A 26,498-nucleotide genomic window follows, 5' to 3' on the forward strand; every position below is an offset into this window, starting at 1 on the left:
AGACGATCCATGACCACACCCCTACGCGACCTGCCTTTCACCCTCAGCGCCCTGCGCGATTCCTATGCCGCGGGCGTGACACCTGCCGAGGTACTGGACGAGGTTCTTGACCGTCTGTCCGCCGTGGACGATCCAGCGATCTTCATTCACCTCGCAGGCGAGGATGAGCTTGCCGCCGCTGCGGCCGCCCTTGGCCGCTTCGACCCCGACCGCCCACTCTGGGGCATTCCGTTCGCGGTCAAGGACAATATCGACGTGGCAGGCATGCCCACGACAGCCGCCTGCCCGGACTATGCCTATGACGCGACCGAAGACGCGTTCGTCGTCGCCCGGCTGCGCGCGGCAGGTGCCATTCCCGTCGGCAAGACCAATCTCGACCAGTTCGCCACCGGTCTGGTGGGCGTGCGCTCGCCCTACGGCGTGCCGCGGAACGCGCTGGATGCCGCCATCGTGCCGGGCGGGTCGTCCTCCGGTTCGGGCGTCGTCGTGGCGCATGGGATCGTGCCCTTCGCGCTCGGGACAGACACCGCGGGGTCAGGACGCGTGCCCGCCGCGCTGAACAACGTCGTCGGACTGAAACCCAGCCTCGGGGCGCTGTCCGCCTCCGGGGTGGTGCCCGCCTGCCGGACGCTCGACACGATCTCGATCTTCGCGCTGACGGTGGCCGACGCCCATGCCGTCTTCCGCGCGGCGGCAGCCTTCGATGCCGATGACGCCTATTCCCGCCCCCTGCCCGCAACCGCCATGCCCGCCCCGATGCCTGCGCCGCGCATCGCGGCCCCGGACACCGCCAGCCTGCGCTTCTTCGGTGACGCCATGCAGGAAGCGGATTTCGAAGCGACCCTTGCCACGCTGGCCGCCGATGGCGCCTCCATCGACAGGGTCGATTTCACCCCATTCTACGACGTGGCGCAGATGCTCTATGACGGCGCCTGGATCGCGGAGCGCTACGCCGCCATCGAGGACGTCATGACCACACGCCCCGACAGCGTGCACCCCGTCACCCGCGCGATCATCGCGCAGGCCGAGGGGCAGAGCGCGGTAGACACCTTCAACGGGTTCTACCGACTCGCGCGTCTCCGCCGGGCCTGCGCCCCGGTTCTCGACCGCGCCGACATGCTGTGCGTGCCGACGATCCCGACCTTCGCGACCCTGGCCGAGATGGAGGCCGACCCGATCACGCCGAATTCGAACCTGGGCACCTACACCAACTTCGTGAACCTGCTGAACCTCTGCGCGCTGGCGGTACCGACCGGCCCCCGCGGCGACGGACGGCCCGGCAGCGTCACGCTGATCGCGCCAGCGGGGCAGGATGGCGTGATCGCAGCACAAGGGCAGCAGTTGATGCAGACCCGCGGGCCCATGCTCGGGGGAACCGGCCACGCGACGCCCGATCAGTCAACCCCGGACCCCATCCGCCTCACCGGGAGCGAGATGATCCTCGCCGTGTGCGGTGCGCACATGTCCGGGTTGCCGCTCAACCGGGAACTGACATCGCGCGGGGCACGGTTCATCGCGGCCACGCGAACCGCGCCCAGCTACGCCTTCTACGCCTTGCCCGGCGGGCCGCCCTATCGTCCCGGCCTTTGCCGCCGCGACGACGGGCAAGGCACCGCCATCGCGCTGGAGCTTTGGGCGATCCCGAAAAGCGCCATGGGCGATTTCATGGATGGCATCCCCGCACCGCTGAGCATCGGAAACGTCGAGATCGAAGATGGCTCGTGTGTGAAAGGGTTCTTGTGCGAATCCGCCGGGCTTGGCGCAGCAGAAGATATCAGCGCGTTCGGCGGCTGGAGAGGCTATCTCGCGCGGGAGGCGCAGGTCGTCGCCTAGACATGGGGACCTGCCGCTGAACCCCGGCATGCCAGCGCCCCGGTCCCCTTCGTCATGTGCACCGCGCCGCCTGAGGGATCGGGCGGCTGCGTCCGCCCGGCACCGAACCAAGCCTGCAGTGGTCCCCGCGGCACGGGGCACGACCGCTTCTTGTCCGGAGCAGCGGATCCGACGTCGCATGGACCAACCCCAATCGGGAAAGGGCTTTCCGCAATGCCGAAAAGCCGCTAGCTGTTCCAGGGGTGAGACTGGGCGGCATGAGACATCGATACATCCTGAGGCCGAAGCCCTGTCAGTCGCACGCGCGTCCCGGCCTGCGCCGCCGGACCTGTCCGCCAACCGTCCTGCTCGCGGGTCTGCTGTGTGCCGTGCTGTCCGGCTGCGCCGGGACACTGGCGCCGGTCACCGCCCCGGACCCGCAGGGCGATGTGGCGGGGATGCCGGCCATGCGCGAGTTCGGTTCCCCACGGCCCATACCGCCCGCACGGGCCAATGCGGACATGGCCATCGATTTCATCGATCTGACGATGGAACTGGAAAGCGGTGCGCCCCTGCCCGTCTTCACCCGTTTCGACGAACCGGTGACCGTGGCGCTGGCCGGGGCGGCGACACCCGTGTTCGACACCGAGCTTGACCGGCTCGTGACGCGGTTGCGGCGCGAGGCCGGGATCGACATCCGCCGGACCGACGCCGCGGGCGCCATCACCGTCGAAGCCGTGCGCCGCGCCGATCTCGACCGGGTGGTGCCGCAGGCAGCCTGTTTCGTGCTGCCGCTCGCCACCAGCTGGACAGTGTTCCAGGCCGACACGCGTGCCGCAGGGCTCAACTGGGCAGACCTGACCAGCCGGCAGGCGGCCACCATCTTCATCCCCGCCGACATCAGCGCACAGGAGATCCGCGACTGCCTGCACGAAGAGATCGCGCAGGCGCTCGGCCCGGTGAACGACCTGTTCCGGCTAGAGGATTCGATCTTCAACGACGACAACATGCACAGCGTGCTGACCGGCTTCGACATGCTGATGTTGCGCGTGGCCTATGACCCGGCGCTGGCCAATGGCATGGCTCGGGAAACAGTGGCGGCGCGGTTGCCCGCGATCCTCGCGCGGCTGAACCCGGCCGGCGAATCCGTGCCCGCCCGCGGCATCGCGCCGACCCCGCCCGAATGGCAAAGGGCTACGGTCTTCGCGCTAAGCCCGAACCAGCCGGTGCTGCGGCGGCGGCAGGCGTCGTTGCGGGCGCTGTCGGTGGCGCAGGACGAAGGCTGGCAGGACGTGCGGCTGGGCCTGTCACTGCTGACCGCGGGGCGGCTTTCCACGGGCCGCGACGCGGGCTTCGCGCTGGAGGCGTTCTTCAAGGCCGGGCAGGTCTATGGCGCGCGGCCCGCGACCGCCGTGCATGCCGCGCAGGTCGGCATACAGGTCGCGGCGTTCGCGCTCGTTGCCGAGGATTTCGACACGGTTCTGCGGCTGACAGACCGGCACATTCCCGCCGCCCGCCGGGCCGAGAACGGCGCTCTACTGGGCGATCTCCTGATGGTGCGCGCGGCGGCGCTCGATGCGCTGGGACGGTCCGAAGTGGCCGCGGAGATCCGGGGTGACGGTTTCGGCTGGGCACGGTATGGGCTACGCTCCGACGCCGAGGTGCTGCGCCGCGCCGCCGAGATCGCGGCGCTGCTGCCGCCAGAACAGGAGGGATCATGATCGTCATCGCAGCCGCCCTGGCCGGGGGCGCCTATGGCGGATGGCTCGCGCGCCGCCGCAAGGGCAAGCCCGCCGATATCGCGCAATACGCCGCGGGCTTCGCGCTCGCCTTCGCGACCGTGGCTGTCTTCGCCAACGTCTTCATCGTGCGGATGGGCTGACCCCCGTGTTCCTGCCGTTCTTCGACCAGCTCCGCGCCCACGAGGTCCCGGTATCCCTGCGCGAATACCTCGGGTTTCTTGAAGCGATGGACGCGAACCTTGTGACCTATGATGTGGACGGGTTCTATTACCTCGCGCGCGCGACGATGGTGAAGGACGAACGGCATCTCGACCGGTTCGACCGCGCCTTCGCTGCCGCCTTCGCCGGGTTGGAGCATGTCAACGTCGCCGACATGCTGAGCGCGGTGGATCTGCCGCGCGACTGGCTGGAAAAGCTCGCCGAAAAGACCCTGAGCGACGCCGAGAAGGCCGAGATCGCGGCCTTGGGCGGGTTCGACAAGCTGATGGAAACGCTGAAGGAACGCCTGAAGGAACAACAGGGCCGCCACCAGGGCGGCTCCAAATGGATCGGTACGGCGGGCACGTCCCCGTTCGGGGCCTATGGCTACAACCCCGAAGGCGTGCGCATCGGTCAGGACGGGTCGCGCCACCGCCGCGCCGTGAAGGTCTGGGACAAGCGGGAATTCCGCAATCTCGACGACAGCGTCGAGCTGGGCACCCGCAACATCAAGGTCGCGCTGAAACGCCTGCGCCGCTGGGCCCGCGAGGGCGCGGCGGAGGAACTGGACCTCGACGGCACGATCCGCGCCACGGCGGAACATGGCTACCTGGACGTGAAGACCCGTCCCGAGCGGCGCAATGCCGTGAAGGTGCTGCTGTTTCTCGATATCGGCGGGTCGATGGACGACCATATCCGCGTGGTGGAGGAACTGTTCTCGGCCGCGAAGGCCGAGTTCAAGCATCTCGAACACTATTACTTTCACAACTGCCTGTACGAAGGTGTGTGGCGCGACAACGCCCGGCGCTGGACCGAACAGACCGCCACATGGGACGTGCTGCACACCTACGGGTCGGACTACAAATGCATCTTCGTCGGCGATGCAAGCATGTCGCCCTACGAGGTGCTTTATCCCGGTGGTGCCAACGAACACTGGAACGCCGAAGCGGGCGAGGTCTGGCTGCGCCGCGCCTGTGCGCAATGGCCTGATCACCTGTGGATCAACCCCGTGCCCGAAAGGCACTGGGGCTATACGCAAAGCATCGGCCTGATCGGGCAGATCTTCGAGAACCGCATGGTGCCCATGACGCTGGACGGGATCGACCGGGGCGTGCGGCTTCTGACCTGATCAAGCCTGCTCTTGGCGCGCTTGCGTCCAGCGGCTACATCTTGCGCATGTTCGCAAAGCTGCTGTCCGGCCTTATGGCCCCCGACCCCGCCCCCCTGCCCGACGCCGATGCGCGGCTGGCTCTGGCCGCCCTTTTGGTGCGCATTGCCCGGTCCGACGGGGACTATGCCGCGATCGAGATCGACCGGATCGACCGCATCCTCGCGCGCCGCTACGGGTTGTCGCCCTTCGAGGCCACGGCGCTGCGCCGCGATGCCGAAACGCTGGAAAGCGAGGCTCCGGACACGGTGCGCTTCACCCGCGCGATCAAGGATGCGGTGCCCTATGACGACCGGCTCGCCGTGATCGGCGCGCTGTGGGAGGTCGTGATGGCCGACGGCACCCGCGACGAGGAAGAAAACAGCCTGATGCGGATGGTGGCGAACCTGCTGGGCATCACCGACCGCGACAGCAACATGGCCCGGCAACAGGCGGGCGGCGGCTGAAGCTCCAGCCCGCGATCAACCGCCCATGAGTCCATCCCGAAGGGCGGAGTGGCGCGCCAGCGCCCCCGCCAGATCGAAACGGGTGAAGGACCCGTCACGGATCACCGGGCGCCCTTCGACGATCAGGTCGCGCACGTGCGTCGGCCCGGACAGGACCAGCGCCGCGACCGGGTCCCACGCACCCGCGGCCTCGATCCCCGACACGTCCCAGACCGCGAGATCGGCACGCATCCCCGGTGCGATCTGGCCAAGGTCGGCGCGGCCCAATACGGCGGCCCCGCCCCGCGTCGCCACTTCGAGCACCGCCCGCGCCGACATGGCGTCGGCCCCCTGCGCCACCCGCTGCAGCAGCAGCGCCTGCCGGGCTTCGAGCACAAGGTTGCCCGCGTCGTTGCTTGCCGATCCGTCCACCCCCAGACCCACGGGCACGCCCGCGCCCAGCATGGCCCGGACCGGAGCAATGCCCGATCCCAGACGGCAGTTGGAACAGGGGCAATGGGACACGCCCGTGCGCGTGCGGGCGAACAGGTCGATCTCGGACGCATCCAGCTTCACGCAATGGGCATGCCACACATCCTCGCCGGTCCAGCCCAGATCCTGGGCATACTGGCCCGGGCGGCAGCCGAACTGCGCCAGACTGTAGGCCACGTCCTCGTCATTCTCGGCGAGATGCGTATGCAGCCGCACGTCCTTGTCGCGGGCCAGCAGGGCCGCATCGCGCATCAGCCCGCGGCTGACCGAGAACGGCGAACACGGCGCCACGCCCACCTGGATCATGGCGCCCGGTGCCGGATCGTGGAACGCGTCGATCACCCGGATGCAGTCCTCCAGGATGGCGGCCTCGGCCTCCACCAGGCTGTCCGGCGGCAACCCGCCCGCGCTTTCCCCGATGCTCATCGCGCCGCGCGTGGCCAGCAGGCGCACGCCGATTTCCTGCGCCGCCGCGATGCTGTCATCCAGCCGCGCGCCATTCGGGAACAGATACAGATGGTCGGAGCTGAGCGTGCAGCCCGACAGCGCCAGTTCCGCCAGCCCGACCAGCGCCGAGACATGCACATGGTCCGGCGTGAATCGCGCCCAGATGGGATAGAGCGTCGTGAGCCAGCCAAACAGCAGGGCATCCTGCCCGTCCGGCACGCCGCGGGTGAGGGTCTGGAACAGGTGGTGATGGGTGTTGACCAGCCCCGGCGTCACGACGCAGCCGCGTGCGTCGATCACCTCGGCCCCGTCTGCCGGAAGGTCGAACCCGACCGCTTCGATCACCCCGTCGCGCCATAGCACATCGGCCCCGGCCAGTTCGCGCCGCGCGTCGTCCATGGTGACGACGACCTGCGCGTCGCGAAGCAGTGTCGCGGCCATCTCAGCCGCCGTTCAGGACGGACAGCGCCGCTGCATGCAGCGTGGCATTGGCCGCGGCGACGGCGCGCCCGCCATGGTGGACCTTGCGGCCCTCCCAGTCCGTGACGATGCCGCCCGCCGCCTCGATCACCGCGATCGGGGCCGCGATGTCATAGGCGTTCAACCCCGCCTCGATCACGAGATCGATCTGCCCCGCCGCCAGCAACGCATAGGCGTAGCAATCCATCCCGTAGCGGACCAGCCGGCACTGCGCGGCCACGCGGGCGAAGGCCGCCGCCTCGTCTGCGGTGCCGATCTCGGGAAATGTGGTGAACAGGATCGCGTCGCCAAGCGCCGGATTGGCCTTTGTCCGCAGCGACGTGAGCGTTTCGGCGCGCGACATACGGGCGCTGCCGAATCCACCGGCGAATCGCTCGCCGGTCCAGGGCTGGTCGATCAGGCCGAAAACCGGTCCTTCGGCGTCGGTGACGGCGATCAGCGTGCCCCATGTGGGCGTGCCCGAGATGTAACCGCGCGTCCCGTCGATGGGATCGAGCACCCAGGTCAGTCCGCTTGTACCCGTGCTGCTGCCGTATTCCTCGCCGAGGATGCCGTCATCGGGGCGCATCCGCCCAAGCAGATCGCGCATGGCGCGTTCGGCGGCGCGGTCCGCTTCGGTGACCGGGTCGAACCCCGCACCGGCCTTGTTGTCCGTGGCAAGGTCCATTCGGCGGAAATGGCGCAGGGTCTGTACCGCGGCCGCATCCGCCAGCGCATGGGCGGCGGTGACGATGCCGGCCGCGTGCGGCGGCAAACCCTTGGGAATCGTGTGCATGGCATGGTCCGTGAATTGACACGCGCCTGCATAGCCCCCCGGCCGACGCCTGTCACGCATCGGCCGGCAATCGTTGAAAATCAGGACGTTCTTTCGTCCGACTTGCTGGCGTTCGGATCGTACTTCTCGAAGAAATGGCTGACCGGCACGTCGAGAACCTGCGCGATCTCCCACAGCCGGGACGCGCTGACACGGTTCGCCCCCGTCTCGTATTTCTGGATTTGCTGGAACTTGACGCCGACCTGCGCCGCCAGCATCTGCTGCGTGAGCGCCCGTGCACGACGGGTATTGCGAATTGTGTGTCCGACATGGACATCGACGGGATGGGGCATGGACGACTCCTGTAATCCGACATCTTGTAAAAGCCGGCACACTGGCAGGTGCTGCCGGAACGAAGACAAAATTCTCCACGCCCGCGAAGCGCAGGTTAACCGGCCACCGAGGCACATGGAGAGCATCAAGGGCTTCTGCCCGCTATTGCTGCGGTGTATTTAGCGCAAAGTCGGATCAACTTGTAAGAGCATCCCCCGCTCTAGTTGATTCGTTGGTTAACCCGCGGCCCGGTGTAAAGGACAATTCGTGCGCAGTTTCTCGATCAGAGCCGTCGGTGACGAGCCTACTTTTCACGACCTTGACAAGCCGGAACCGGGTGCCGGGCAGGTCGTGGTTGCCGTCGGCGCCTGCGGGCTGAATTTCGCCGACCTGCTGATGATAGACGGCAAGTACCAGGAAAGGCCGCCACTGCCGATCACGCTTGGCATGGAGATCGCCGGGCGGGTGCATGCCATCGGTCCGGGCGTCACGGGACTTCTGCCCGGCGACCGTGTGGCGGCGGTACCTGGCACCGGCGGGCTGGCCCCCTACTGCGTCGTGGATTCGGCGCGCTGCGTGCCCCTGCCCGACCGGATGCCGGACGTGGACGCCGCCGCGTTCCAGATCGCCTATGGTACGTCGCATCTTGCCCTGACCCACCGTGCCGCGTTGCAAAGGGGCGAGCGGCTTCTGGTGCTGGGGGCCGCGGGCGGGGTCGGGCTGACGGCCGTCGAACTGGGCGCGAAGCTGGGGGCGCATGTCATCGCCTGCGCACGTGGCGACACCAAGCTGGAGATCGCCCGCGCCGCCGGGGCCCACGACATCGTCGACAGCGACGTGCCAGACCTGACCCAGCGTCTGAAGGCCAGGGGCGGCGTGGACGTGATCTACGATGCCGTGGGCGATCCGCTGTTCAGCGCGGCCCTGCGTGCCACACGCCCCGGTGCGCGGGTGCTGGTGATCGGCTTCGCCGCGGGATCGGTGCCGCAGATCCCGGCGAATTATCTTCTGGTCAAGAACATATCGGTCCACGGGCTATACTGGGGCGGGTATCTCGGTTTCGCGCCGGAGGTTCTCACACGCTCGTTGTCTGACCTGCTCTCGATGTATGAGGCCGGGGACATCGCGCCCCACGTCAGCCACGTCCTGCCGCTGGAACGCGCAGCAGAAGGGCTGGAATTGCTGCGCAGCCGGGCATCCACGGGAAAGGTCGTGATCACCGTCGCCCCGGATTCGTAAAAACCCGACCTTTCCGGTCACATCGCGGACCGGTCTTGCTTGAAAAAGGCACGCGAGCCACCGATATTACTCCCAAGTCCGCGGCCCGTCCGGGGCGCGACGCGCGAGTTTCACAGGAGGGAACACATGGCTGACTACCAGACGATCCGTGCAACTGCGGCCGGCGCCCGCAGTGTCGAGATCGACGAGGGGCTTCGCGCCCACATGACCAAGGTCTACAGCACGATGTCGGTGGGCATGCTCATCACCGCCGCCGTGTCCTGGGCCATCGCCGGGCTGGCGGTGTCGGACGTGCCGACCGCCTATCAGATCGGGGCGGACACCTATCTGACTGGCCTTGGCGCAGCGATCTACGCCTCGCCGCTCAAGTGGCTGATCATGTTCGCGCCGCTGCTGTTCGTCTTCGGGTTCAGCGCAGGCATCAACCGCATGTCCGCGGCCACCGCGCAGACCGTGTTCTACATGTTTGCCGCCGTGATGGGCCTGTCGATCAGTTCCATCTTCCTCGTGTTCACAGGCGTGTCCATCGTGACCACGTTCCTCGTGACCGCCATCGCCTTCGCGTCGCTCAGCCTTTACGGCTACACGACGAAGAAGGATCTCAGCGCGATGGGCACCTTCCTCATGATGGGGCTGGTGGGGCTGATCGTGGCGATGATCATCAACATCTTCGTGGCCTCGTCGGCGCTGCAATTCGCCATCTCGGTCATCGGCGTGCTGATCTTCGCCGGCCTGACGGCCTATGACACGCAGTCGATCAAGAACGAGTACATCCAGATGGCGTCGAGCGGCGATCAGGAGTGGCTGGGCAAGTCGGCGATCATGGGCGCGCTGCGTCTCTATCTCGACTTCATCAACATGTTCATGTTCCTGCTTCAGTTCCTCGGCAACCGCGAGTAAATCCGCCTTCAGGACATGGGACAGGGCCAGCCTTTGGGCTGGCCCTTTTCGTTTGGGGCGGCTTTGTCGGATCGGGCGCACTGCCGCCGCGCATGAAAAAGGGCCGCGCAATTGCGCAGCCCCCAAGACGCGTCACCAGCCGCTGCCGGTTACTTGATCTTGCCTTCCTTGTACTCGACATGCTTGCGCGCGACCGGATCGTATTTCCGGACGGTCATCTTTTCCGTCATCGTGCGCGCATTCTTCTTGGTCACATAGAAGTGCCCAGTATCCGCGGTCGAGTTCAGGCGGATCTTGATGGTTGTCGGCTTCGCCATGGTGTGTCTCCTCAACCGGGCGGCGACACCACCCGTGAAAATCTGGAACCCGCCTTTTAAACGTGGGCAGTCCAGTGTCAAGCGCAGATCATGCCGGAAGCGGCGGCACCCCCATTGCGGCGTGCACACGATCACGCGCGGCGGCGTCAAGACCGAGTCCCGTGGACAACTGGCGCAGGAAATCGGCTTCCGCGGCATGATCCACGCGCACTGCGGTCAACGCGGTGGAATAGACCTGCGCCTTCATCGCGTCATTGGTCGCCGCGGCCAGCGCCATGGGGTCGACGGGGGCCGCAAGCTGTTCCTTGACGAAGGCGACCTCCTCCGGTTCGGCGTCCTTGAGCGCATCCATGATCGTCTTCTGCTCCTCGGCGTCGATCTCGCCGTCGGCCTTGGCGGCCTGGATCATCGCGCGGATCATCAGCTTTGCGTTCTCTTCCGCCGCCATGCCGACGGGCGTCCCCTTGAACAGGCCCGACAGCATGTCGTCCGCCTGCTTGCCGCCCGCCGCGGCGGCCCCGCCCATGGCCGACATCAGTCCGGCAAAACCTGCCGCCGCCGCCTCCGGCTGTGCCCCCGGCACGGTCCCGCCCATCTTGGCCATCATGTCGCGCACGGCATTGCCGGCACCCGGCACCCCCATGCGTTCGGCCATCTGCGCGACCTGGTCCGCCATGCCGGCCGTACCGCCCGCCTGTGCGAACATGTCCTGAAGCCCCGCCATGCCGCCGGCCTGCCGATATTTCGACACGCCCTTGGCCGCAGCCACGCCGACCGCGACGGTCGCCAGCGTTCTCAGAAAGCTCATGGTTCGTTCTCCCTCTCCCCGGTTCCACAGGCAGAGTACCACCGCGCGGGCGTACCGGTGCGGGCGCTTTGTCGCGGGGGAAGGCAGGGGTCGAAATGCGCGCGGATGGCCTGTAAGCCGGATTCTGTTCCGGGGTCGCCCCCTTCGACGGCCATTCATCTGGGCCCGGCGTTACCGCCGCGCTCGTGCTGCCAACCCGGGTTCCTGGGCCGAAGCGTGCCCGCGGCATGAGCCGCGCGGAACCCCTATTTGGCATTGCTCCCGGTGGGGCTTGCCATGCCGGTGCTGTTGCCAGCCCCGCGGTGGGCTCTTACCCCACCGTTTCACCCTTGCCCCGGCGGACCGGGGCGGTCTGTTCTCTGTGGCGCTGTCCCTCGGGTTTCCCCGGCCGGGCGTTACCCGGCACCGTTGCTTCATGGAGTCCGGACTTTCCTCGACGCCCCTTGCGGGCCGCCGCGACCGTCCGGCCATCCGCGCGTGGCTGCTGCTAGACCTCGCGGCGCGCGCGGTCAACGGGGAAGTCGCGCGCGAGTGCAGCCATGATTCTGGCATCGGTCGCATCGAGCGGTCCCTGCGCCGTTGGACGGAACCGCGTGCGGAACGCCGCAAGCAGCACATCGGGCGCGGCATCCGGGTAGCCCACGGCCCGCGCATGGGCGACAAAGTCCCCGGGTGTGGCCGGCTGCGGCGCGGGCGTCGGCACGGCCAGCCCCTGCCGCGCCAGTCTTGCCCAGTCAAAGCGCGCCCCCGGATCCTGCTTGCGATCAGGCGCCATGCAGGCATGCCCGATCACCCGTTCGAGCGGAATGTCCCAACGCGCCATGATCCCGGCCAGCAGCGATTCCAGCCGGTCCATGAGCGGTGCCGCAAAGGGCGTGCGCCCGTCATTGTCCAGCTCGATCCCGATGGAGCGTGAGTTGACGTCCGTCACGGCACCCCAAGCCCCCGCCCCCGCATGCCAGGCGCGCGCCGCGTCATCCACCATCTGCCAGCATGTGCCACAGCGTCCGATCAGGTAATGCGCCGAGACCTCCGCGCCCGGATCGCAGAGCCGTGCGAGCGCGGACTCGGCATCCCGCATCGCCGTGTAGTGGATCACCACCATGTCGGGCACCGCGCCATCGCGCCGTGGCCCGTGGTTGGGCGAAGGATGCCAGATGGTCGCGTCCGTCACGGACCTAGCGCACCGCGCGGCGGAACCGCTCCGGGTCCCAGCCGCAGGCGTAGCCGTCGCCGTCGGGGTCCATGCCCAGCCGGTCGCCCTCCGGCCCGCCCGCCCGCAGGAACGCTTCCTGCGCCAGATCGGCCGATACATAGCGTTCGCAGGCCCGTTCCGCGCGTTCCGCAGACGGATTGTCCCGTGCGTACCGCGCGGTGCCGACCGCATGATCGGTTGCCAGCGCGAAGGCCACGACGTTGGGGCCCTCCTCTGTCGGACGACCACGCAGTTGCACGGGCCGCACAGGAACTGGGGGCGGCACCGCCGATGGGGCCGCATCGGCGCGCGGGGTCGCGGCTTCGGCAGAGGCATTCCCCCGCAGCGCGGCTTCACGCGTGGCGCGCGGCTCGCCGGTCACCGGCACCAATCCCACCGTATCGCCGGGTCCGTAGGCTGGCCCGCAGGCCGCCAGCAGCGCGACCAGACCGAAAATGGCGCGGCGCGCCATCCCTACCACCAGCGGTCGGGGCGGGCGGTGAACCCCGCCGCCCGTTCCAGCGCGTAAGCATGGTTCAGCAAGCCCGCCTCGTCCCACGGCTTGCCGATCAGTTGCAACCCCAGCGGCAGGCCGCGCCGGTCCAGCCCCGCGGGCACGGAAATCCCCGGCAGACCGGCCAAGTTCACAGTCACCGTGAACACGTCGTTGAGATACATCTGCACCGGGTCTGCGCTTGCCATTTCGCCCAGCCCGAACGCCGCCGAGGGCGTGGCTGGCGTCAGGATCGCGTCCACACCGGCGGCGAACGCTTCGTCAAAGTCGCGCTTGATCAGCGTGCGGACCTTGCGCGCCCGGTTGTAATAGGCGTCGTAGAACCCTGCCGACAGAACGTAGGTGCCGACCATCACGCGGCGCTGCACCTCCGCCCCGAAGCCTTCGGCGCGGGTCTTTTCGTACATCTCGGTGATGCCGTCGCCGGGCGCCAGTTTCGCGCGGTGCCCGAACCGCACCCCGTCATAGCGCGCAAGGTTCGACGACGCCTCGGCAGGCGCGATGACGTAATAGGCGGGCAGCGCGTATTGCGTATGGGGCAAAGAGATTTCCACAACCTCCGCCCCGGCATCGCGCAGCATCTCGGCGCCGTCATCCCACAACTGGGCGATCTCGGGCGGCATGCCCTCAACGCGGTATTCGCGCGGGATTCCGATCTTCGTGCCTCGGATATCGCCGGTCAGCGCCGCCTCGAAATCCGGCACGGGGATGTCGGCGCTCGTGCTGTCATGCGGGTCGTGCCCGGCCATCGCCTGCAGCATGATTGCCGCATCGCGCACGTCGCGGGTCATCGGCCCCGCCTGGTCGAGGCTGGAGGCGAAGGCCACGATCCCCCAGCGCGAACAGCGCCCATAGGTCGGCTTCAGCCCCGTGATCCCGGTGAAGGCCGCGGGCTGCCGGATCGACCCGCCCGTATCGGTGCCCGTCGCGGCAAGGCATAGCCCCGCCGCCACCGCCGCTGCCGACCCGCCGGACGATCCGCCGGGTGTCAGCGGCGCGTCGGACCCTTTGGCGCGCCACGGATTCACGGCATTGCCGTAGATCGAGGTCTCGTTGCTCGACCCCATGGCGAATTCGTCCATGTTCAACTTGCCGAGCATGACCGCACCGGCGTCCCACAGCTTCGCGGTCACGGTGCTCTCATACTCCGGGCGGAAGCCCTTTAGGATGCCGGACGCGGCCTGCGACGCGACACCCTTGGTGCAGAACAGGTCCTTGATGCCAAGCGGTATGCCGCACATGGCGGGCGCATCGCCATCGCGCAGCCGCGCGTCGGCGCGCGCCGCCTGTTCGCGGGCCACGTCCGGCGTGTGATGCACGACCGCGTTGAGCGCCCCGGCGCTCTCGATCTCACGCAGACAGGCTTCGGTCAGGTCCGCCGCGGTGACGTCCCCGCGTCGCAGGGCGTCGCGGGCAGCGGCGATGGTCAGGCTGCTCAGGTCCGACATCACTCGACCACCTTCGGCACGGCGAAGAACCCTTCGCGGGCATCGGGCGCGTTCGACAGCACAGCCGCCTGCTGGTTGCCGTCCGTCACGACATCGTCGCGCCGTTTCAGCCGAATAGGTGTGACGCCGGTCATCGGCTCCACGCCCTCGACATCGACCTCGCCCAGTTGCTCGATGAACCCGAGGATGGTGTTGAACTCCGCCGCCAGCGCCGGCAGCGCGTCATCTTCCACCCGGATGCGGGCAAGCTTGGCCACCTTCGCGGCGGTCGCTGTGTCGATCGACATGGGGCCTCTCCGTCTGCTGTTCCGGCGCCCGCTTTAGCCCCCGCGCAGGGTCGCTGCAAGCGGGCCGCGCATGTGGCGCAGGTAGACCTCGATCATCCAGCCCAGAAGGACGCCGTTCAGCACATGCCACAGGAAATGTGTCCCGATCGGGATCGCGGCGCAGAGCGGTTCGTCCAGCGACCGCGCGGTCAGCGACACCGCGCAGATCCCCGCCGCGATCAGCAGGCCCTGCCCCGTTTCGGGTGCGCGTCGGCGCAACCCAAGTCCATACACGAGCACCAAGATTGGCAGCGGCCAGTAACCCGAAGAGATCTCGAAGAACGGCAGGCGCGCGAAGATCGGCACGGTCAGAACGACATACGGGATGAACAGCCCTGTCGCAGCCCAGGCCCGCCAACCCTTCAGTCCCCAGAAATCGCGGTTTGCGGCGAAGACATAGACAAGTGCGAAGACCGCGATGGCACCGCTGTCGGCGAAGGCCGCCCAGACCTGCGCATGGGTGTGGAACAGGAACGACCCCACGCCGATACCGGCAAGAATGCCCACCAGCGCGGTCGCCAGCGGCAGACCGGCCCCGCGCGTGCGCCGCCACATGACGACGGCTGTGATCAGGAAGGCCGCGTTGGTGACCGCGTTGACCGGTTCAGCCCAGTATTCCGGGCCGAGCCGTTCGCAATACCCGTCGATCGATCGTGTCCAGTCCATCCGCGTACCCCGTGTCGTGACGGAGAGCGACATAGATCAAAGCGAGGACAGGAACATCGGCCCGACGCGATCAGGGCCGCAGATAGGCGTAGCCGTCGTATTGCAACTCCATCAGCCGCACGGCGCCCGATGGCACGACCTCTGCCTCGCTGATCAGCGGCACCTCTTTCTGGGTGCGCTGCTCCATGGCCTGCACGGTGTTCAGGCAGGCGGAAAACGTGATATTGTCGAGTTCCAGCGCCATGACCGCGATCCGGTCGGCCACGGGTGAGGTATCGGCGCGCAGCATGTGCAGGCCGGGGCCGTAGGTCACGATCTCGATTGCGACCTCCTGCCCCAGATCGCCATAGTGCTTGGCGATGTTAGCCGCGTTGTTCAGCGCCATGTTCATGGTGGACACATTCTCCTCATCCACATGGATGGCGACCTTCGCGGTCGGTTCCGCCCACGCGGGCAGACAGGTGAGCGCAAGCACAGCGGCGCCGACGGCAGTGCGTATCGTATTCATGCATTCCTCCTCTTGCATGGAGCGACGATGCGCGGGGCCTTGCCGCGCGGCAAGCGGTTTCTCGCGAAAGGTTCGGTCCGGGCCGCGGGCCCCGTTCACGCCGCAAGGCGTGGATGGGGGGCATGGCATGCCGCGTCAGCGGCGCATCCCGGCGAAGAAATCCTGCAGCAGCGCCCCGGCCGCCGCGGCGCCGATCCCGTCATAGACCTCGGGGCGGTGATGGCACTGCGCCCGGTCGAAAACGCGCGCGCCCTGCGCCACGCCACCCGATTTCGGGTCCGCAGCGCCATAGTAAAGCCGTGCCACCCGCGCCGCCGCGATGGCCCCCGCGCACATCGCGCAAGGCTCCAGTGTCACGTAAAGCGCACAGCCCGTCAGCCGATCCCGCCCAAGCGCCGCGCAGGCTGCCCTGATCGCCAGCATCTCGGCATGGGCCGTTGGATCGCCCGTCTCGCGCATGCGGTTGCCGACGCGGGCGACGATGCGGCCCGCGGGGTCCACCACGACGGCGCCGACGGGCACTTCCCCGCGCGTGGCGGCGGCGCGGGCCTCGGCGAGGGCTGCGTCCATGTGGCTGATGAAGGGGCTGTCCTGCGCCATGGCCGCAGATGGCCCGTGCGCCGCGCGCGATGCAACAAGCATTCGCGTATCCCAGGCGGGGTTCAACAGGCTTTCGCCGCCCCACGGGACGCGGTATGGCCCGGACATGGTCAAGCCCCCATCCAAGCCCCCGGCCCGCTCCGCGAGCAGCCCCGCCCCGAAGCCCCGCCCGAAACGCCCGGCGCGGACCGCCCCGCCCACCGTCGCGGCGGCGGCGCCCGCGAATGACGGAGGAACCGGCGACCGCATCGCCAAGGTGCTGGCCCGGGCCGGGGTCGCCTCGCGCCGCGCGTCCGAAGCGATGATCGCCGAAGGCCGGGTCGCCGTGAACGGCAAGCGGATCGACAGCCCCGCGTTGAACGTGACGCCCGCCGACAGGATCACCTTGGACGGCAAGCCCCTTGCGCCGCCGGAGGCACCGCGCCTGTGGCTGTACCACAAGCCCCCAGGCCTCGTGACCACGACCAGCGACGAGATGGGCCGCCCCACCGTGTTCGACGCGTTGCCCGACGACCTGCCGCGCGTGGTCAGCATCGGGCGGCTCGATCTGAATTCCGAGGGGCTTCTTCTGCTGACCAACGATGGCGGGATCAAGCGACGGCTGGAACTGCCCTCGACCGGCTGGGTGCGCAAGTATCGCGTGCGCATCAAGGGCGCCCCGAACGACGACGCCTTCGCCCCCCTGCGCCGCGGCATCACGGTGGAGGGCGAACGGTTCGCGCCCATGGCCGTCACGCTCGACCGTCAGCAGGGCGCCAACGCCTGGCTGACGCTCGGGTTGCGCGAAGGCCGCAACCGCGAGATCCGGCGCGCCATGGAGCATATCGGTTTCAGCGTGAACCGCCTGATCCGCATCAGCTATGGCCCGTTTCAGCTGGGCGATCTCGCGCCCGGTGCCGTGGAAGAGGTCAAACCGCGCATCCTGCGCGACCAGCTCGGCCTGCCCCGCGACGGCGCGGATACCGGCGGGACGGTCCCGACCAAACCCGACACGCCCGCCAAAGCGCCCAGACGCCGCGCAGCGGGCCCTGTCGCGTCCGCGAAACCTTCGCGCCGCACCTGACCCGACAACCCGCGTCTTCCCTTTGACGCGCGGCTGTGCTTGCCTGTCGTCGAAACCATCGCGGGGAATCCGGGTGTCGGGATCGGGCCTTCAGAAACTGTCTTTCGCGCTGCTCGCGCTGCTGATCCTCTATGCCGCGTTCACGGGGGCGGGCTGATGGCCCAGCGTTTCGGTGGTCGATACAGCCCCGGCGGGGCGGCGCATGACGGCGCGCAGGGTGGACCGCCGCCCGCGGCATTGCGCAGCCGGGCCGGTGCAAGGTCGAACCTGCTCTACGTGCTGCCGTTCCCGTTCCTGATATCGGCTTTCCGCGCCGAGCCGCTCGGGCTTGCGCTGAATCTCACATGTTTCGCGGCACTGATGCTGGCCGCGTGGCTCACCCGCGAAGGCATCGTGGCGCAGGAAGCCTATGCCGCGCGAAAGGTCGCCCGCCGCCCCGCCATCCCGCGCAAGCTGCTGGGTAGCGTGCTGACCGCCGCCGGGCTGGCCTGTGCGGGCCTGGCGGATGGCAGCCTGACGAATGCCATTGTCTTCGCGGTCTTGGGCGGCATTCTTCACCTTGGTGCCTTCGGACCCGACCCTATGCAGGACAAGGGGCTGGATACCGGAGGCGCCGTGGACCGCGCCCAAAGCGACCGCGCCGACCGCGCCGTGCGCGAGGCCGAGGCGCATCTCGCCGCCATGACCAATGCCGTCGCGCGCACCGGCGACCGCGAGCTTGTGGCCCGCATGAAGACCTTCACCGCCACCGCGCAGAAGATGTTTCGCACCGTGCAGGACGATCCGCGCGACCTGACCCGTGCGCGGCGTTTCCTTGGCGTGTATCTTCTGGGTGCGCGGGACGCGGCGGTAAAATTCTCGGACCTTTATGCACGCAGCCGCGCCCCCCAGGCGCGGACCGATTTCCTGACGCTTCTGGACGATCTGGAACGCAACTACGCGGACAAGACCCAGACGCTGCTGCTGGACGACCGCAGCGATCTCGATGTCGAGATCGAGGTACTGCGCGAAAGACTCGCGCGTGAGGTGCCCCCCGGCTGAACACCCGCGACGCCGCCATATCGGATGCCCAATCCACCCAGGAGAGTCCCATGCCGCAAGACACCCGCACCCGCGCGATGGAAGACGAGGCCTTGATCGCCGAAGCCACGGCACCGCTGCCCGCCCCGCGCGACGGCGACATATCGCTCGACCATGCCGAACCGCAGGTCGCCGAGGCCGTGCGCGCCCGCATGACCGAGATCGACATGGCCGACAGCGGGTCCATCATCGGTTTCGGTTCGCGCGCCCAGGCTGAATTGCAGGAAATCAGCCAGGCCATGCTCGCGGACGTGCGCAACAAGGACGTGGGCCCGGCGGGCGACAGCCTGCGCGAGATCGTCAGCACGATCCGCGGCTTTTCGGTGGACGAGCTGGACCCGAACCGCAAGCGGACGTGGTGGGACCGGCTGACCGGCAAGGCCGCCCCCGTGGCGCAGTTCATGGCGCGCTACGACACGGTGCAGGGCCAGATCGACAAGATCACCGACAGCCTGCTGGGGCACGAGCACCAGCTGCTGAAGGACATCAAGTCGCTCGACAAGCTCTATGAAAAGACGCTCGCGTTCTACGACGAACTGGCGCTCTACATCGCGGCCGGGACGGAAAAGCTGGCCGAGCTGGACAGCAAGACCATCCCCACCAAGGAGGCCGAGATGAACGCGGTCGCCCCCGATCAGCAGATGATCGCGGCGCAGGAACTGCGCGACCTGCGCGCCGCGCGCGACGATCTCGAACGCCGGGTCCATGACCTGAAGCTGACGCGGCAGGTGACGATGCAGTCCCTACCCTCGATCCGGCTGGTTCAGGAAAACGACAAGTCGCTGGTCAGCAAGATCAATTCGACGCTCGTGAACACCGTGCCCCTTTGGGAAACGCAACTGGCGCAGGCCGTGACGATCCAGCGGTCTGCCGAAGCGGCGAAGGCCGTGAAGGACGCGGGCGACCTGACGAACGAATTGCTGACGGCGAATGCCGCGAACCTGCGGCAGGCCAACAAGGAGGTGCGGACGCAGATGGAACGCGGCGTGTTCGATATCGAGGCGATCAAGAAGGCCAACGCCGAACTCGTGGCGACGATCCAGGAAAGCCTCCAGATCGCGGACGAGGGAAAGTCACGGCGCGCGGCGGCGGAACAGGAACTCACCGCGATGGAGACCGAATTGCGCAAGACGCTGTCCGCCGCGAAGGCCGCCCCGACCGGCGCGGGCGCCGCCTGATCGTCATGCGCATGGGACTGCACATGGTGCCGACAGCGGCGCTGCTTTGCGCGGCGTTGTCGGGCTGTGTGCGCCCGGCCATCGAACCGACCCCGGGAACGGACGGCGCCGCGACGACGGCCCCTGCGCCGCGCAGCGCGCCGCAGCCTTCGGCGGAAAGCGCGCGGCTGGAGCGGCGCTATGCCCAGCTCGAACAAGATCTGCTGGCGCGTGGCCTGCTGCGGCAGGATTCCGGTGGCCCGGATACGCCAATGGACAGCCGGATGCTGACCGGGAATTTCATGCAGATCGCGCTGTTCGACGAATTCGTGCCCGATGCCGACCGGATCGTGGCGCGCGAAAGCGAAAGTGCGCTGCGGCGCTGGGAAGACCGGGTCGAGATCGGGCTCGTCTTCGGCGATTCGGTTCCCGAAGCCGAACGGCGGCGCGACCGCGCGACCGTCGCGGGGCTGGCGGAACGGCTTGCCACTGCGACCGGACACCCGGTCACGACCACTGCCGGGACCGGCAACATGACGGTGCTTGTCGTGAACGAGGACGAGCGCCGCGCGCTCGGGTCGCGTTTGCAGACGCTGATCCCCGGCATTTCCCCCCCGGTGGTTGCAGCGGTCACCGACATGCCGCCCACGATCTTCTGCCTGATGATCGCGTTCTCGACGGATGACGCGCCCCATGTCTACCGCCGCGCCGTCGGCATCATCCGGGCGGAACACCCGCAGCTTCTGCGCAAATCCTGCCTGCACGAGGAAATCGCCCAGGGGCTGGGACTGGCGAATGACAGTCCCGCCGCGCGCCCGTCGATCTTCAACGACGACGAGGAATTCGCGCTGCTGACCACCCATGACGAGCTTCTGCTGGCGATCCTGTACGACCCGCGGCTGCAGCCGGGCATGGACGCGGTCATGGCCCAGCCCATCGTGCGCACGATCGCCGAGGAACTGCTGCCCCCCGACACGGTCGCCCGCACGACCCCGGCCCTCGAGGAGAGTTGACATGCCGTTTTTCGATTTCCTGTCCGGCGAGTTCATCGATGTCATCCACTGGGTGGACGACACGCGCGACACGATGGTGTGGCGGTTCGAACGGCACAGCCACGCGATCAAGTATGGCGCGAAGCTGACCGTGCGCGAAGGGCAGGCCGCCGTCTTTGTTCACGAAGGCCAGATCGCGGACGTGTTCATGCCCGGTCTCTACATGCTGGAAACGAACAACATGCCCGTGCTGACCACGTTGCAGCACTGGGACCACGGGTTCCGGTCGCCCTTCAAGTCCGAGATCTATTTCGTCAACACTACGCGGTTCAACGGGCTGAAATGGGGCACCCGCAACCCGGTGATGCTGCGCGACGCCGAATTCGGGCCGCTGCGGCTGCGCGCCTTCGGCACCTACAGCGTGCGGGTGACGGACCCCGCGCGCTTCATGACGGAAATCGTGGGAACGGATGGCGAATTCACGATGGACGAGATCAGCTTCCAGATCCGCAACGTGATCGTGCAGGAATTCAGCCGAGCGGTGGCCGGGTCGGGCATTCCCGTTCTGGACATGGCGGCGAACACGGGCGATCTGGGCCGGGTGATTGCCGAACGGATCGCGCCCACGATCGCGGCCTACGGGCTGACCCTGCCGGAGTTGTATGTCGAGAACATCTCGCTGCCCGCGGCGGTGGAGGGTGCACTCGACAAGCGCACGGCGATGGGGATGGTGGGCGATCTCGACCGTTACACCCAATATGCCGCCGCCGAAGCGATGGGCACCGCCGCGGCCCAGGGCGGCGACAGCGGAATGGGCGCCGGGATCGGCGCGGGGCTCGGCATGGCGATGGGCAACCAGATGGCGCAGACGGGTCCGTGGGGCGGGCGGCCCGCGCCCGCCGCCGCAGCACCCGTGCCGCCGCCGCCCCCGACCGAGCATGTCTGGCACATTGCCGAGAACGGGCAGACAACGGGCCCGTTTTCCCGCGCATCCATGGGCCGCATGGCGCAGGAGGGTCGGCTCACGCGGCAGAGCCATGTCTGGACGCAAGGCCAGGACGGCTGGTTGCAGGCGGAGGACGTGCCGGAGCTTGCACAACTCTTCACCGTCATGCCACCGCCTCCGCCGCCACCTGCGGACTGACCGATGGACACGGGGGCCAAGGCAGCCCGCACCGAGGGCACGGCGCATCACTTCCCCTGCCCGGCCTGCGGCGCGGATCTGCGCTTCGACCCGGCGACGGGCGGCCTGCGCTGCGGTCATTGCGGCCATGACGAGGTGCTCGGCGCGCCGTCGAGCCCGTGGCAGGCCGCAGCAACAGCCCCTGTCGAACAAGATTTCGCCGCGGCCCTTGCCACCGACCTGCCGGGCGACGCCTATGATGAGACTCAACTTGTCGCCTGCACCAGCTGCGGCGCGCAGGTTGAGCTGGACGATACCGTGCAGGGCACGTCCTGCCCGTTCTGCGCCAGCCCCGTAGTCACGGCCACCGGCACCCACCGCGCGATCCGCCCGCAGGCCGTGCTGCCATTCGCCATGACCGAACCCGCCGCCCATGACGCGATGCGCCGCTGGCTGGGGGGCCTCTGGTTCGCGCCGAACGGGCTGAAGCGCTATGCCCGCAAGGGGCGGCGCATGGATGGCATCTACGTGCCGTTCTGGACCTTCGACGCCGACACGGCCTCGCGCTATCGCGGAGAACGGGGCACGGTGCATCACCGCCAGCAATCTGTCGTGCGCAACGGACAGCGCACAAGCCAGACCGTGGCCGAGGTGCGCTGGCGGCCCGTGTCAGGCGCGGTGCGGCGGGCCTTCGACGATGTGCTGGTGCTGGCGTCGCGCAGCCTGCCGCGCCGCTTCACCGAGGCACTGCCGCCGTGGGACCTCAGCCAGTTGCGCCCGTATGCGCCCGAATACCTCGCCGGGATGCGGGCCGAGGCCTATACGGTCGACCTGCGCGACGGGGTCGTGCTGGCGCGCGAGACCATGGACCGGCAGATCGAAAGGGACGTCCGGTTCGATATCGGCGGCGACCGGCAGCGCATCGCGCAGATCGAAACGCAGGTTGCCAACGTGACCTTCAAGCACGTCCTGCTGCCCATATGGATCGCCGCCTATCGCTATGGCGGGCGCAGCTACCGGATCGTCATCAACGGCCAGACCGGCCGGGTGGAGGGCGAGCGCCCGTGGTCGGTCTGGAAGATCGCGCTCACGGTCCTGACGGCGCTGATCGCTGCCGCCGCGTTCGGCTTTCTCGCGTCGAACCAGTAAGCCTGCCGCCCGATCCGCTTGCAGCCATGGGCCCATGGCGGCTAGGATAGCGGTAACATCCCAGCGAGGCCCAAGATGATCCTGTGTTGCGGCGAAGCCCTGATCGACATGCTCCCAAGGCGGACCGGGGACGGCGCGGCCTGCTTCCAGCCCTTCGCGGGCGGGGCGGTGTTCAACACGGCCATCGCGCTGGCGCGGCTCGGGGCTCCGGCGGCGATGTTCACCGGGCTGTCGACGGACCTGTTCGGCACGCAACTGGCCGATGCGCTGACCGGTGCGGGCGTGTCCACCCAGTTCATCCATCGCAGCGACCGGCCCACGACGCTGGCCTTCGTGGAACTGACCGACGGGCAGGCGCGCTATGCCTTCTACGACGAGAACACTGCCGGGCGCATGCTGACAGAGGCCGACCTGCCCGCCCTGCCCCATGACCTGCGGGCGCTGTTCTTCGGGGGCATCTCGCTGGCCGTGACACCCTGCGCGGACACCTATCGCGCGCTGATGCTGCGCGCCGCTCCGGATCATGTCACCATGATCGACCCCAATATCCGTCCCGGCTTCATCAAGGACGAAGCCGCCTATCGTGCGCGGCTCGACCCGATGCTGCGCGCGGCGGATATCGTGAAGCTGTCGGACGAGGATCTGTCCTGGCTGATGGGACCGGGAGAGATCGCGGATCTTGCCGCGCAAGTGCGCGCGCTGGGGCCAAAGCTCGTATGCATCACCGAAGGCGCGAAGGGCGCCTGGGGCTTTACCGCGCACGATGTGGAATTCGTTGCCGCCACCCGCGTGACCCCGGTCGATACCGTGGGCGCGGGCGACACGTTCAACGCGGGCATTCTGGCCGCGCTGGACGAGGCGGGCGCGCTGGACAAGGTGGCGCTGGACATGCTCGACAGCGACACCCTGCGCGCGGCGCTGTCGCTGGCCGCGCGGGCCGCCGCAGTGACCGTGTCCCGCGCCGGGGCGAACCCGCCGACCCGCGCCGAACTGCCCTGATGCGGGCAGTGGTGCAGCGTGTGGCCCGCGCCGATGTGCGGGTGGGCGATGAGGTGACCGGCGAGATTGGCGCTGGCCTTATGATCCTCGTGTGCGCGATGCAGGGCGATACCGATGCCGCTGTTGCCCCCTTCGCCGCCAAGATCGCCAAGCTGCGCATCTTTCCCGACGACGCGGGTAAGATGAATCGGTCCCTGCTGGACATGGGCGGCGCGGCACTGGTCGTGTCGCAGTTCACGCTGGCCGCCGACACGCGGCGCGGCAACCGCCCCGGATTTTCCAGCGCCGCAGCACCCGCAGATGGCGCGCGGCTGTATCGCGCATTCGGCGAAGCGCTGGCCGGACTTGGCGTGCCGGTCGCATGGGGGCGTTTCGGCGCGGACATGCAGGTATCGCTGGTCAATGACGGGCCGGTGACCATCTGGCTGGACAGCGCGGCGCGCTGATCCCCCTTGGCGCGGTGCGCGCGGCGTGCTTTGTGCCCTGAAAAACGGGGGAAGGCAGGCGGATGGATCTCAACACCTTGCGGGAATTCAGCGCAATCGCGGCCGAAGGTTCCTTTGCAGCGGCCGCGCGACGGCTCGGCATGCCGAAATCCACGATTTCCAAGCGGATACAGGACCTCGAGGCGGCACTCGGGGTCCGGCTGATGGACCGTACCACGCGGCGGTTGAGCCTGACCGCCGAAGGCGCGCTAGTGCTGGCCCGCGCCGAACGCATTCTCGCCGATGCCGGGGAAATCGCCCGCGCGCTCAGCGATCCCGATGAAGTGGCGGTGCGCGGTCATCTCCGGCTGGCCGTGCCGCTGCTGTTCGGGCAGGCTTTCATCGGGCAGATCGTGGCGGCGTCGCGTAGGCTCTATCCCGACCTGACGCTGGAGGTGGTCTTGACCGACAGCCAGCCCGACCTGATCGAGGAAGGTTTCGACGCGGCGATCCGGGTGGGACATCCCGCCGACGGCCCCTTCGTGGCGCAGCGTTTCGCGCGGTCGGAACAGGTAGTCGTGGCAACACCGGATCTGTGCCCCGAACCGCTGACCGACCCGGCGGGGCTGGCGTCATTGCCGGTGCTGCTGCACGGGGTCGGCCTGGTCCAGGGCTGGCACCTGACCCGCGGGCGCGAGGATCGGACCGTGCGGCTGGTGGGCGGTCTTGCGTTGACAAGCCATGTCGCGCTGCGCGACGCTGCGCTTGGAGGTGCGGGCGCAGCCCTACTGCCGCTGTTCCTGGTGGAGCGCGATCTTGCCGAGGGGCGGCTGGTCCGGGTGCTCGACGGCTGGGACGGCCCCGCCGCCGATCTGCACGTCGTCTATCCGGGTCCGCAGGCCCTGACCGCGCGTCTGCGGGCCTTCCGCGACCTTCTGCTGCAAGCCTTCCCGGACGGGACGCTGCACGGCGGCGTGTTGCGGGCGGGCGGCTAGGCGGCGCGGGCTGCCGCGATGATCTCGCGCGCCATGCGATCGGCGATGACCTCGGGCGGGGTCGCCTCCGCGGCGCTGCGGGCAAGCAATTCGGCGACGCGCGGGCCGATTGCATCCACATCGGCCAGCACCGACGTTTCAGATCCATGGCCGAGGTATTCAGCCCCGACGGCGATGATCCCGCCCGCGTTCGCCACATAGTCGGGCACATAGGTCACACCGCGGCGGCGCAGAATCTCGCCCGCCTCGGATGTCGCCAGCTGATTGTTCGCCGCCCCGGCCACGATCCGCGCGCGCAGGGTCGCCGCGACCGGCGCAGTGATCGCGCCGCCAAGGGCACACGGCGCCAAAACGTCCACGTCGGTTGTCAATATCTCCTCGAGCCCCGCGGTTTCTGCGCCGGTTTCATCCGCCAGCCGCGCCTGCCGCGCGGGGTCGATATCGGCTATGGTCAGACGCGCGCCCTGCCCCGCAAGCAGCCGCGCCAGATGCCCGCCCACGTTCCCGACCCCCTGCACGCCGACCCGCAGCCCGTCGAGATCGGACCGGCCGAGCGCGTGCCGCGCCGCGGCCTCGATCCCGCGCAGGACGCCGCGCGCTGTATAGGGCGATGGATCGCCCCCGACGGTACCGGACGCGCCGATGCCCGACACATGCCGGGTTTCGCGCGCGATCTCTGCCATGTCGGCGACGTGCACGCCGACATCCTCCGCCGTCACGTAGCGCCCGCCCATCGTTTCGATGGCCCGCCCGAAAGCGCGGAAGGCCGCGGCCCGGCCCGGCCCCTCGGGAACCGGACCAAGGATCACCGCCTTGCCCCCGCCCAGCGGCAGACCGGCCATGGCGTTCTTCAGCGACATGCCTTCGGACAGGCGCAGCGCATCGGCGAGTGCCGCGCCCGGATCGGGATATCGCCAAAGGCGGCACCCGCCCATGGCAGGCCCCCGCGCCAAGGAATGCACCGCGATGACCGCGCGCAGCCCCGTACCCGCATCGTGCAGCCAGGTGACGCTTTCATGATCGCTGTAGCCCTCGGTATCGAACATGATGCCCCCGCCGCGCCCGCTCTGGTTCGTTTCGCGCGCAGCCCTACCGTCAATGGCTTGAACCCGCAATCGGAACCAACGACAGTGACCGCGCGGG

At 68.3% G+C, this 26,498-nt stretch carries 28 protein-coding genes, 1 other RNA gene and 1 pseudogene; 16 read left to right on the forward strand and 14 right to left on the reverse strand.

From position 1 onward, the window contains the following. Nucleotides 1–9 precede the first annotated feature (9 nt). The 5 genes from atzF (at nt 10) to DDE13_RS02635 (ending at nt 5,366) form a co-directional block, all read left to right on the forward strand. A complete protein-coding gene (atzF, locus tag DDE13_RS02620; RefSeq protein WP_111401197.1) occupies nt 10–1,833 on the forward strand; it encodes an allophanate hydrolase in 1,824 nt (607 codons plus the stop codon). 257 nt (nt 1,834–2,090) lie between these two features. Beyond that, nucleotides 2,091–3,533, forward strand: coding sequence for a DUF2927 domain-containing protein (locus DDE13_RS02625; protein ID WP_235868558.1), 1,443 nt, complete (start codon nt 2,091–2,093; stop codon nt 3,531–3,533). Beyond that, nucleotides 3,530–3,694, forward strand: coding sequence for a hypothetical protein (locus DDE13_RS23165; protein WP_222626009.1), 165 nt, complete (start codon nt 3,530–3,532; stop codon nt 3,692–3,694). Before DDE13_RS02625 ends, DDE13_RS23165 begins: the two co-directional genes overlap by 4 nt. A 5-nt stretch (nt 3,695–3,699) precedes the next feature. Further along, complete coding sequence (locus DDE13_RS02630; RefSeq protein WP_111401198.1) at nt 3,700–4,881, forward strand: vWA domain-containing protein; 1,182 nt, start codon at nt 3,700–3,702, stop codon at nt 4,879–4,881. Nucleotides 4,882–4,928: 47 nt separating this feature from the next. Then, nucleotides 4,929–5,366, forward strand: a complete 438-nt coding sequence (locus DDE13_RS02635) for a tellurite resistance TerB family protein (RefSeq protein ID WP_111401199.1) — start codon at nt 4,929–4,931, stop codon at nt 5,364–5,366. Between the two features lie 15 nt (nt 5,367–5,381). Here DDE13_RS02635 and DDE13_RS02640 read toward each other — a convergent pair whose 3' ends face one another. The 3 genes and pseudogenes from DDE13_RS02640 to DDE13_RS02650 all read right to left on the reverse strand — a co-directional run. Then, nucleotides 5,382–6,725, reverse strand: coding sequence for an 8-oxoguanine deaminase (locus tag DDE13_RS02640; RefSeq protein WP_111401200.1), 1,344 nt, complete (start codon nt 6,723–6,725; stop codon nt 5,382–5,384). Nucleotide 6,726: 1 nt separating this feature from the next. Further along, nucleotides 6,727–7,539, reverse strand: coding sequence for a histidinol-phosphatase (gene hisN / locus DDE13_RS02645; protein WP_111401201.1), 813 nt, complete (start codon nt 7,537–7,539; stop codon nt 6,727–6,729). A 92-nt stretch (nt 7,540–7,631) separates the two neighbouring features. Beyond that, nucleotides 7,632–7,871: pseudogene (locus DDE13_RS02650) on the reverse strand (helix-turn-helix domain-containing protein); the annotation flags it as partial. A 247-nt stretch (nt 7,872–8,118) separates the two neighbouring features. On the opposite strand from DDE13_RS02650, the gene DDE13_RS02655 reads away from it, so the two are divergent. Both DDE13_RS02655 and DDE13_RS02660 read left to right on the forward strand, forming a co-directional pair. Continuing rightward, on the forward strand, nt 8,119–9,090 hold the full coding sequence (locus tag DDE13_RS02655; RefSeq protein WP_111401203.1) for an NADPH:quinone oxidoreductase family protein: 972 nt from the start codon (nt 8,119–8,121) through the stop codon (nt 9,088–9,090). Between the two features lie 126 nt (nt 9,091–9,216). Next, on the forward strand, nt 9,217–9,990 hold the full coding sequence (locus tag DDE13_RS02660; protein WP_111401204.1) for a Bax inhibitor-1/YccA family protein: 774 nt from the start codon (nt 9,217–9,219) through the stop codon (nt 9,988–9,990). Between the two features lie 149 nt (nt 9,991–10,139). Here DDE13_RS02660 and rpmG read toward each other — a convergent pair whose 3' ends face one another. The 10 genes from rpmG to DDE13_RS02705 form a co-directional block, all read right to left on the reverse strand. Continuing rightward, entirely contained in the window at nt 10,140–10,307 is a 168-nt protein-coding gene (gene rpmG / locus DDE13_RS02665) for a 50S ribosomal protein L33 (protein ID WP_008330537.1), read from the reverse strand. Nucleotides 10,308–10,395: 88 nt separating this feature from the next. Continuing rightward, nucleotides 10,396–11,115 (reverse strand): DUF533 domain-containing protein, encoded by a 720-nt coding sequence (locus DDE13_RS02670; RefSeq protein WP_111401205.1) that lies wholly within the window; start codon nt 11,113–11,115, stop codon nt 10,396–10,398. Between the two features lie 97 nt (nt 11,116–11,212). Further along, nucleotides 11,213–11,590, reverse strand: an RNA gene (gene rnpB / locus DDE13_RS02675) — RNase P RNA component class A. A gap of 12 nt (nt 11,591–11,602) precedes the next feature. After that, complete coding sequence (locus tag DDE13_RS02680; protein ID WP_235868563.1) at nt 11,603–12,220, reverse strand: N-acetylmuramoyl-L-alanine amidase; 618 nt, start codon at nt 12,218–12,220, stop codon at nt 11,603–11,605. A gap of 73 nt (nt 12,221–12,293) precedes the next feature. Then, entirely contained in the window at nt 12,294–12,782 is a 489-nt protein-coding gene (locus DDE13_RS23350) for a hypothetical protein (RefSeq protein WP_235868559.1), read from the reverse strand. A gap of 2 nt (nt 12,783–12,784) precedes the next feature. Continuing rightward, nucleotides 12,785–14,272, reverse strand: coding sequence for an Asp-tRNA(Asn)/Glu-tRNA(Gln) amidotransferase subunit GatA (gene gatA, locus DDE13_RS02685; RefSeq protein WP_111401207.1), 1,488 nt, complete (start codon nt 14,270–14,272; stop codon nt 12,785–12,787). After that, nucleotides 14,272–14,559, reverse strand: a complete 288-nt coding sequence (gatC, locus tag DDE13_RS02690; protein ID WP_111401208.1) for an Asp-tRNA(Asn)/Glu-tRNA(Gln) amidotransferase subunit GatC — start codon at nt 14,557–14,559, stop codon at nt 14,272–14,274. The genes gatA and gatC overlap by 1 nt, the downstream gene beginning before the upstream one ends. 33 nt (nt 14,560–14,592) lie before the next feature. Beyond that, nucleotides 14,593–15,264 carry a ceramidase domain-containing protein gene (locus DDE13_RS02695; RefSeq protein WP_111401209.1) on the reverse strand — a complete coding sequence of 224 codons (672 nt, stop codon included), beginning with the start codon at nt 15,262–15,264 and terminating at the stop codon, nt 14,593–14,595. A 70-nt stretch (nt 15,265–15,334) separates the two neighbouring features. Further along, nucleotides 15,335–15,772, reverse strand: a complete 438-nt coding sequence (locus tag DDE13_RS02700; RefSeq protein ID WP_111401210.1) for a DsrE family protein — start codon at nt 15,770–15,772, stop codon at nt 15,335–15,337. A gap of 135 nt (nt 15,773–15,907) precedes the next feature. Next, nucleotides 15,908–16,414: a nucleoside deaminase gene (locus tag DDE13_RS02705; protein WP_235868560.1), complete on the reverse strand. Its 507-nt coding sequence runs from the start codon at nt 16,412–16,414 to the stop codon at nt 15,908–15,910. Nucleotides 16,415–16,478: 64 nt separating this feature from the next. Here DDE13_RS02705 and DDE13_RS02710 point away from each other — a divergent pair, with 64 nt between their 5' ends. From DDE13_RS02710 to DDE13_RS02750, 9 genes are all read left to right on the forward strand, one after another. Continuing rightward, complete coding sequence (locus DDE13_RS02710) at nt 16,479–17,435, forward strand: pseudouridine synthase (RefSeq protein ID WP_111401211.1); 957 nt, start codon at nt 16,479–16,481, stop codon at nt 17,433–17,435. A gap of 156 nt (nt 17,436–17,591) precedes the next feature. Then, nucleotides 17,592–18,476: a 5-bromo-4-chloroindolyl phosphate hydrolysis family protein gene (locus tag DDE13_RS02715; RefSeq protein WP_111401212.1), complete on the forward strand. Its 885-nt coding sequence runs from the start codon at nt 17,592–17,594 to the stop codon at nt 18,474–18,476. A gap of 50 nt (nt 18,477–18,526) precedes the next feature. Then, on the forward strand, nt 18,527–19,693 hold the full coding sequence (locus tag DDE13_RS02720) for a toxic anion resistance protein (protein ID WP_111401213.1): 1,167 nt from the start codon (nt 18,527–18,529) through the stop codon (nt 19,691–19,693). Between the two features lie 11 nt (nt 19,694–19,704). Continuing rightward, nucleotides 19,705–20,685: a DUF2927 domain-containing protein gene (locus tag DDE13_RS02725; RefSeq protein WP_235868561.1), complete on the forward strand. Its 981-nt coding sequence runs from the start codon at nt 19,705–19,707 to the stop codon at nt 20,683–20,685. A 1-nt stretch (nt 20,686) separates the two neighbouring features. Continuing rightward, entirely contained in the window at nt 20,687–21,808 is a 1,122-nt protein-coding gene (locus DDE13_RS02730; protein WP_111401215.1) for an SPFH domain-containing protein, read from the forward strand. A 3-nt stretch (nt 21,809–21,811) separates the two neighbouring features. After that, nucleotides 21,812–22,936: a primosomal protein N' (replication factor Y) - superfamily II helicase gene (locus DDE13_RS02735; RefSeq protein ID WP_111401216.1), complete on the forward strand. Its 1,125-nt coding sequence runs from the start codon at nt 21,812–21,814 to the stop codon at nt 22,934–22,936. Between the two features lie 75 nt (nt 22,937–23,011). After that, nucleotides 23,012–23,935 carry a carbohydrate kinase family protein gene (locus DDE13_RS02740; protein ID WP_111401217.1) on the forward strand — a complete coding sequence of 308 codons (924 nt, stop codon included), beginning with the start codon at nt 23,012–23,014 and terminating at the stop codon, nt 23,933–23,935. After that, entirely contained in the window at nt 23,935–24,381 is a 447-nt protein-coding gene (dtd, locus tag DDE13_RS02745; protein WP_111401218.1) for a D-aminoacyl-tRNA deacylase, read from the forward strand. The genes DDE13_RS02740 and dtd overlap by 1 nt, the downstream gene beginning before the upstream one ends. A gap of 62 nt (nt 24,382–24,443) precedes the next feature. After that, on the forward strand, nt 24,444–25,355 hold the full coding sequence (locus tag DDE13_RS02750) for a LysR family transcriptional regulator (protein ID WP_111401219.1): 912 nt from the start codon (nt 24,444–24,446) through the stop codon (nt 25,353–25,355). Here DDE13_RS02750 and DDE13_RS02755 read toward each other — a convergent pair. Next, nucleotides 25,352–26,401, reverse strand: coding sequence for a Leu/Phe/Val dehydrogenase (locus tag DDE13_RS02755; RefSeq protein WP_111401220.1), 1,050 nt, complete (start codon nt 26,399–26,401; stop codon nt 25,352–25,354). The two genes, DDE13_RS02750 and DDE13_RS02755, sit on opposite strands and share 4 nt — an antisense overlap. Between the last annotated feature and the right edge of the window lie 97 nt (nt 26,402–26,498).

The organism is Meridianimarinicoccus zhengii (genome assembly GCF_003254465.1).
GTDB lineage: Bacteria > Pseudomonadota > Alphaproteobacteria > Rhodobacterales > Rhodobacteraceae > Meridianimarinicoccus > Meridianimarinicoccus zhengii.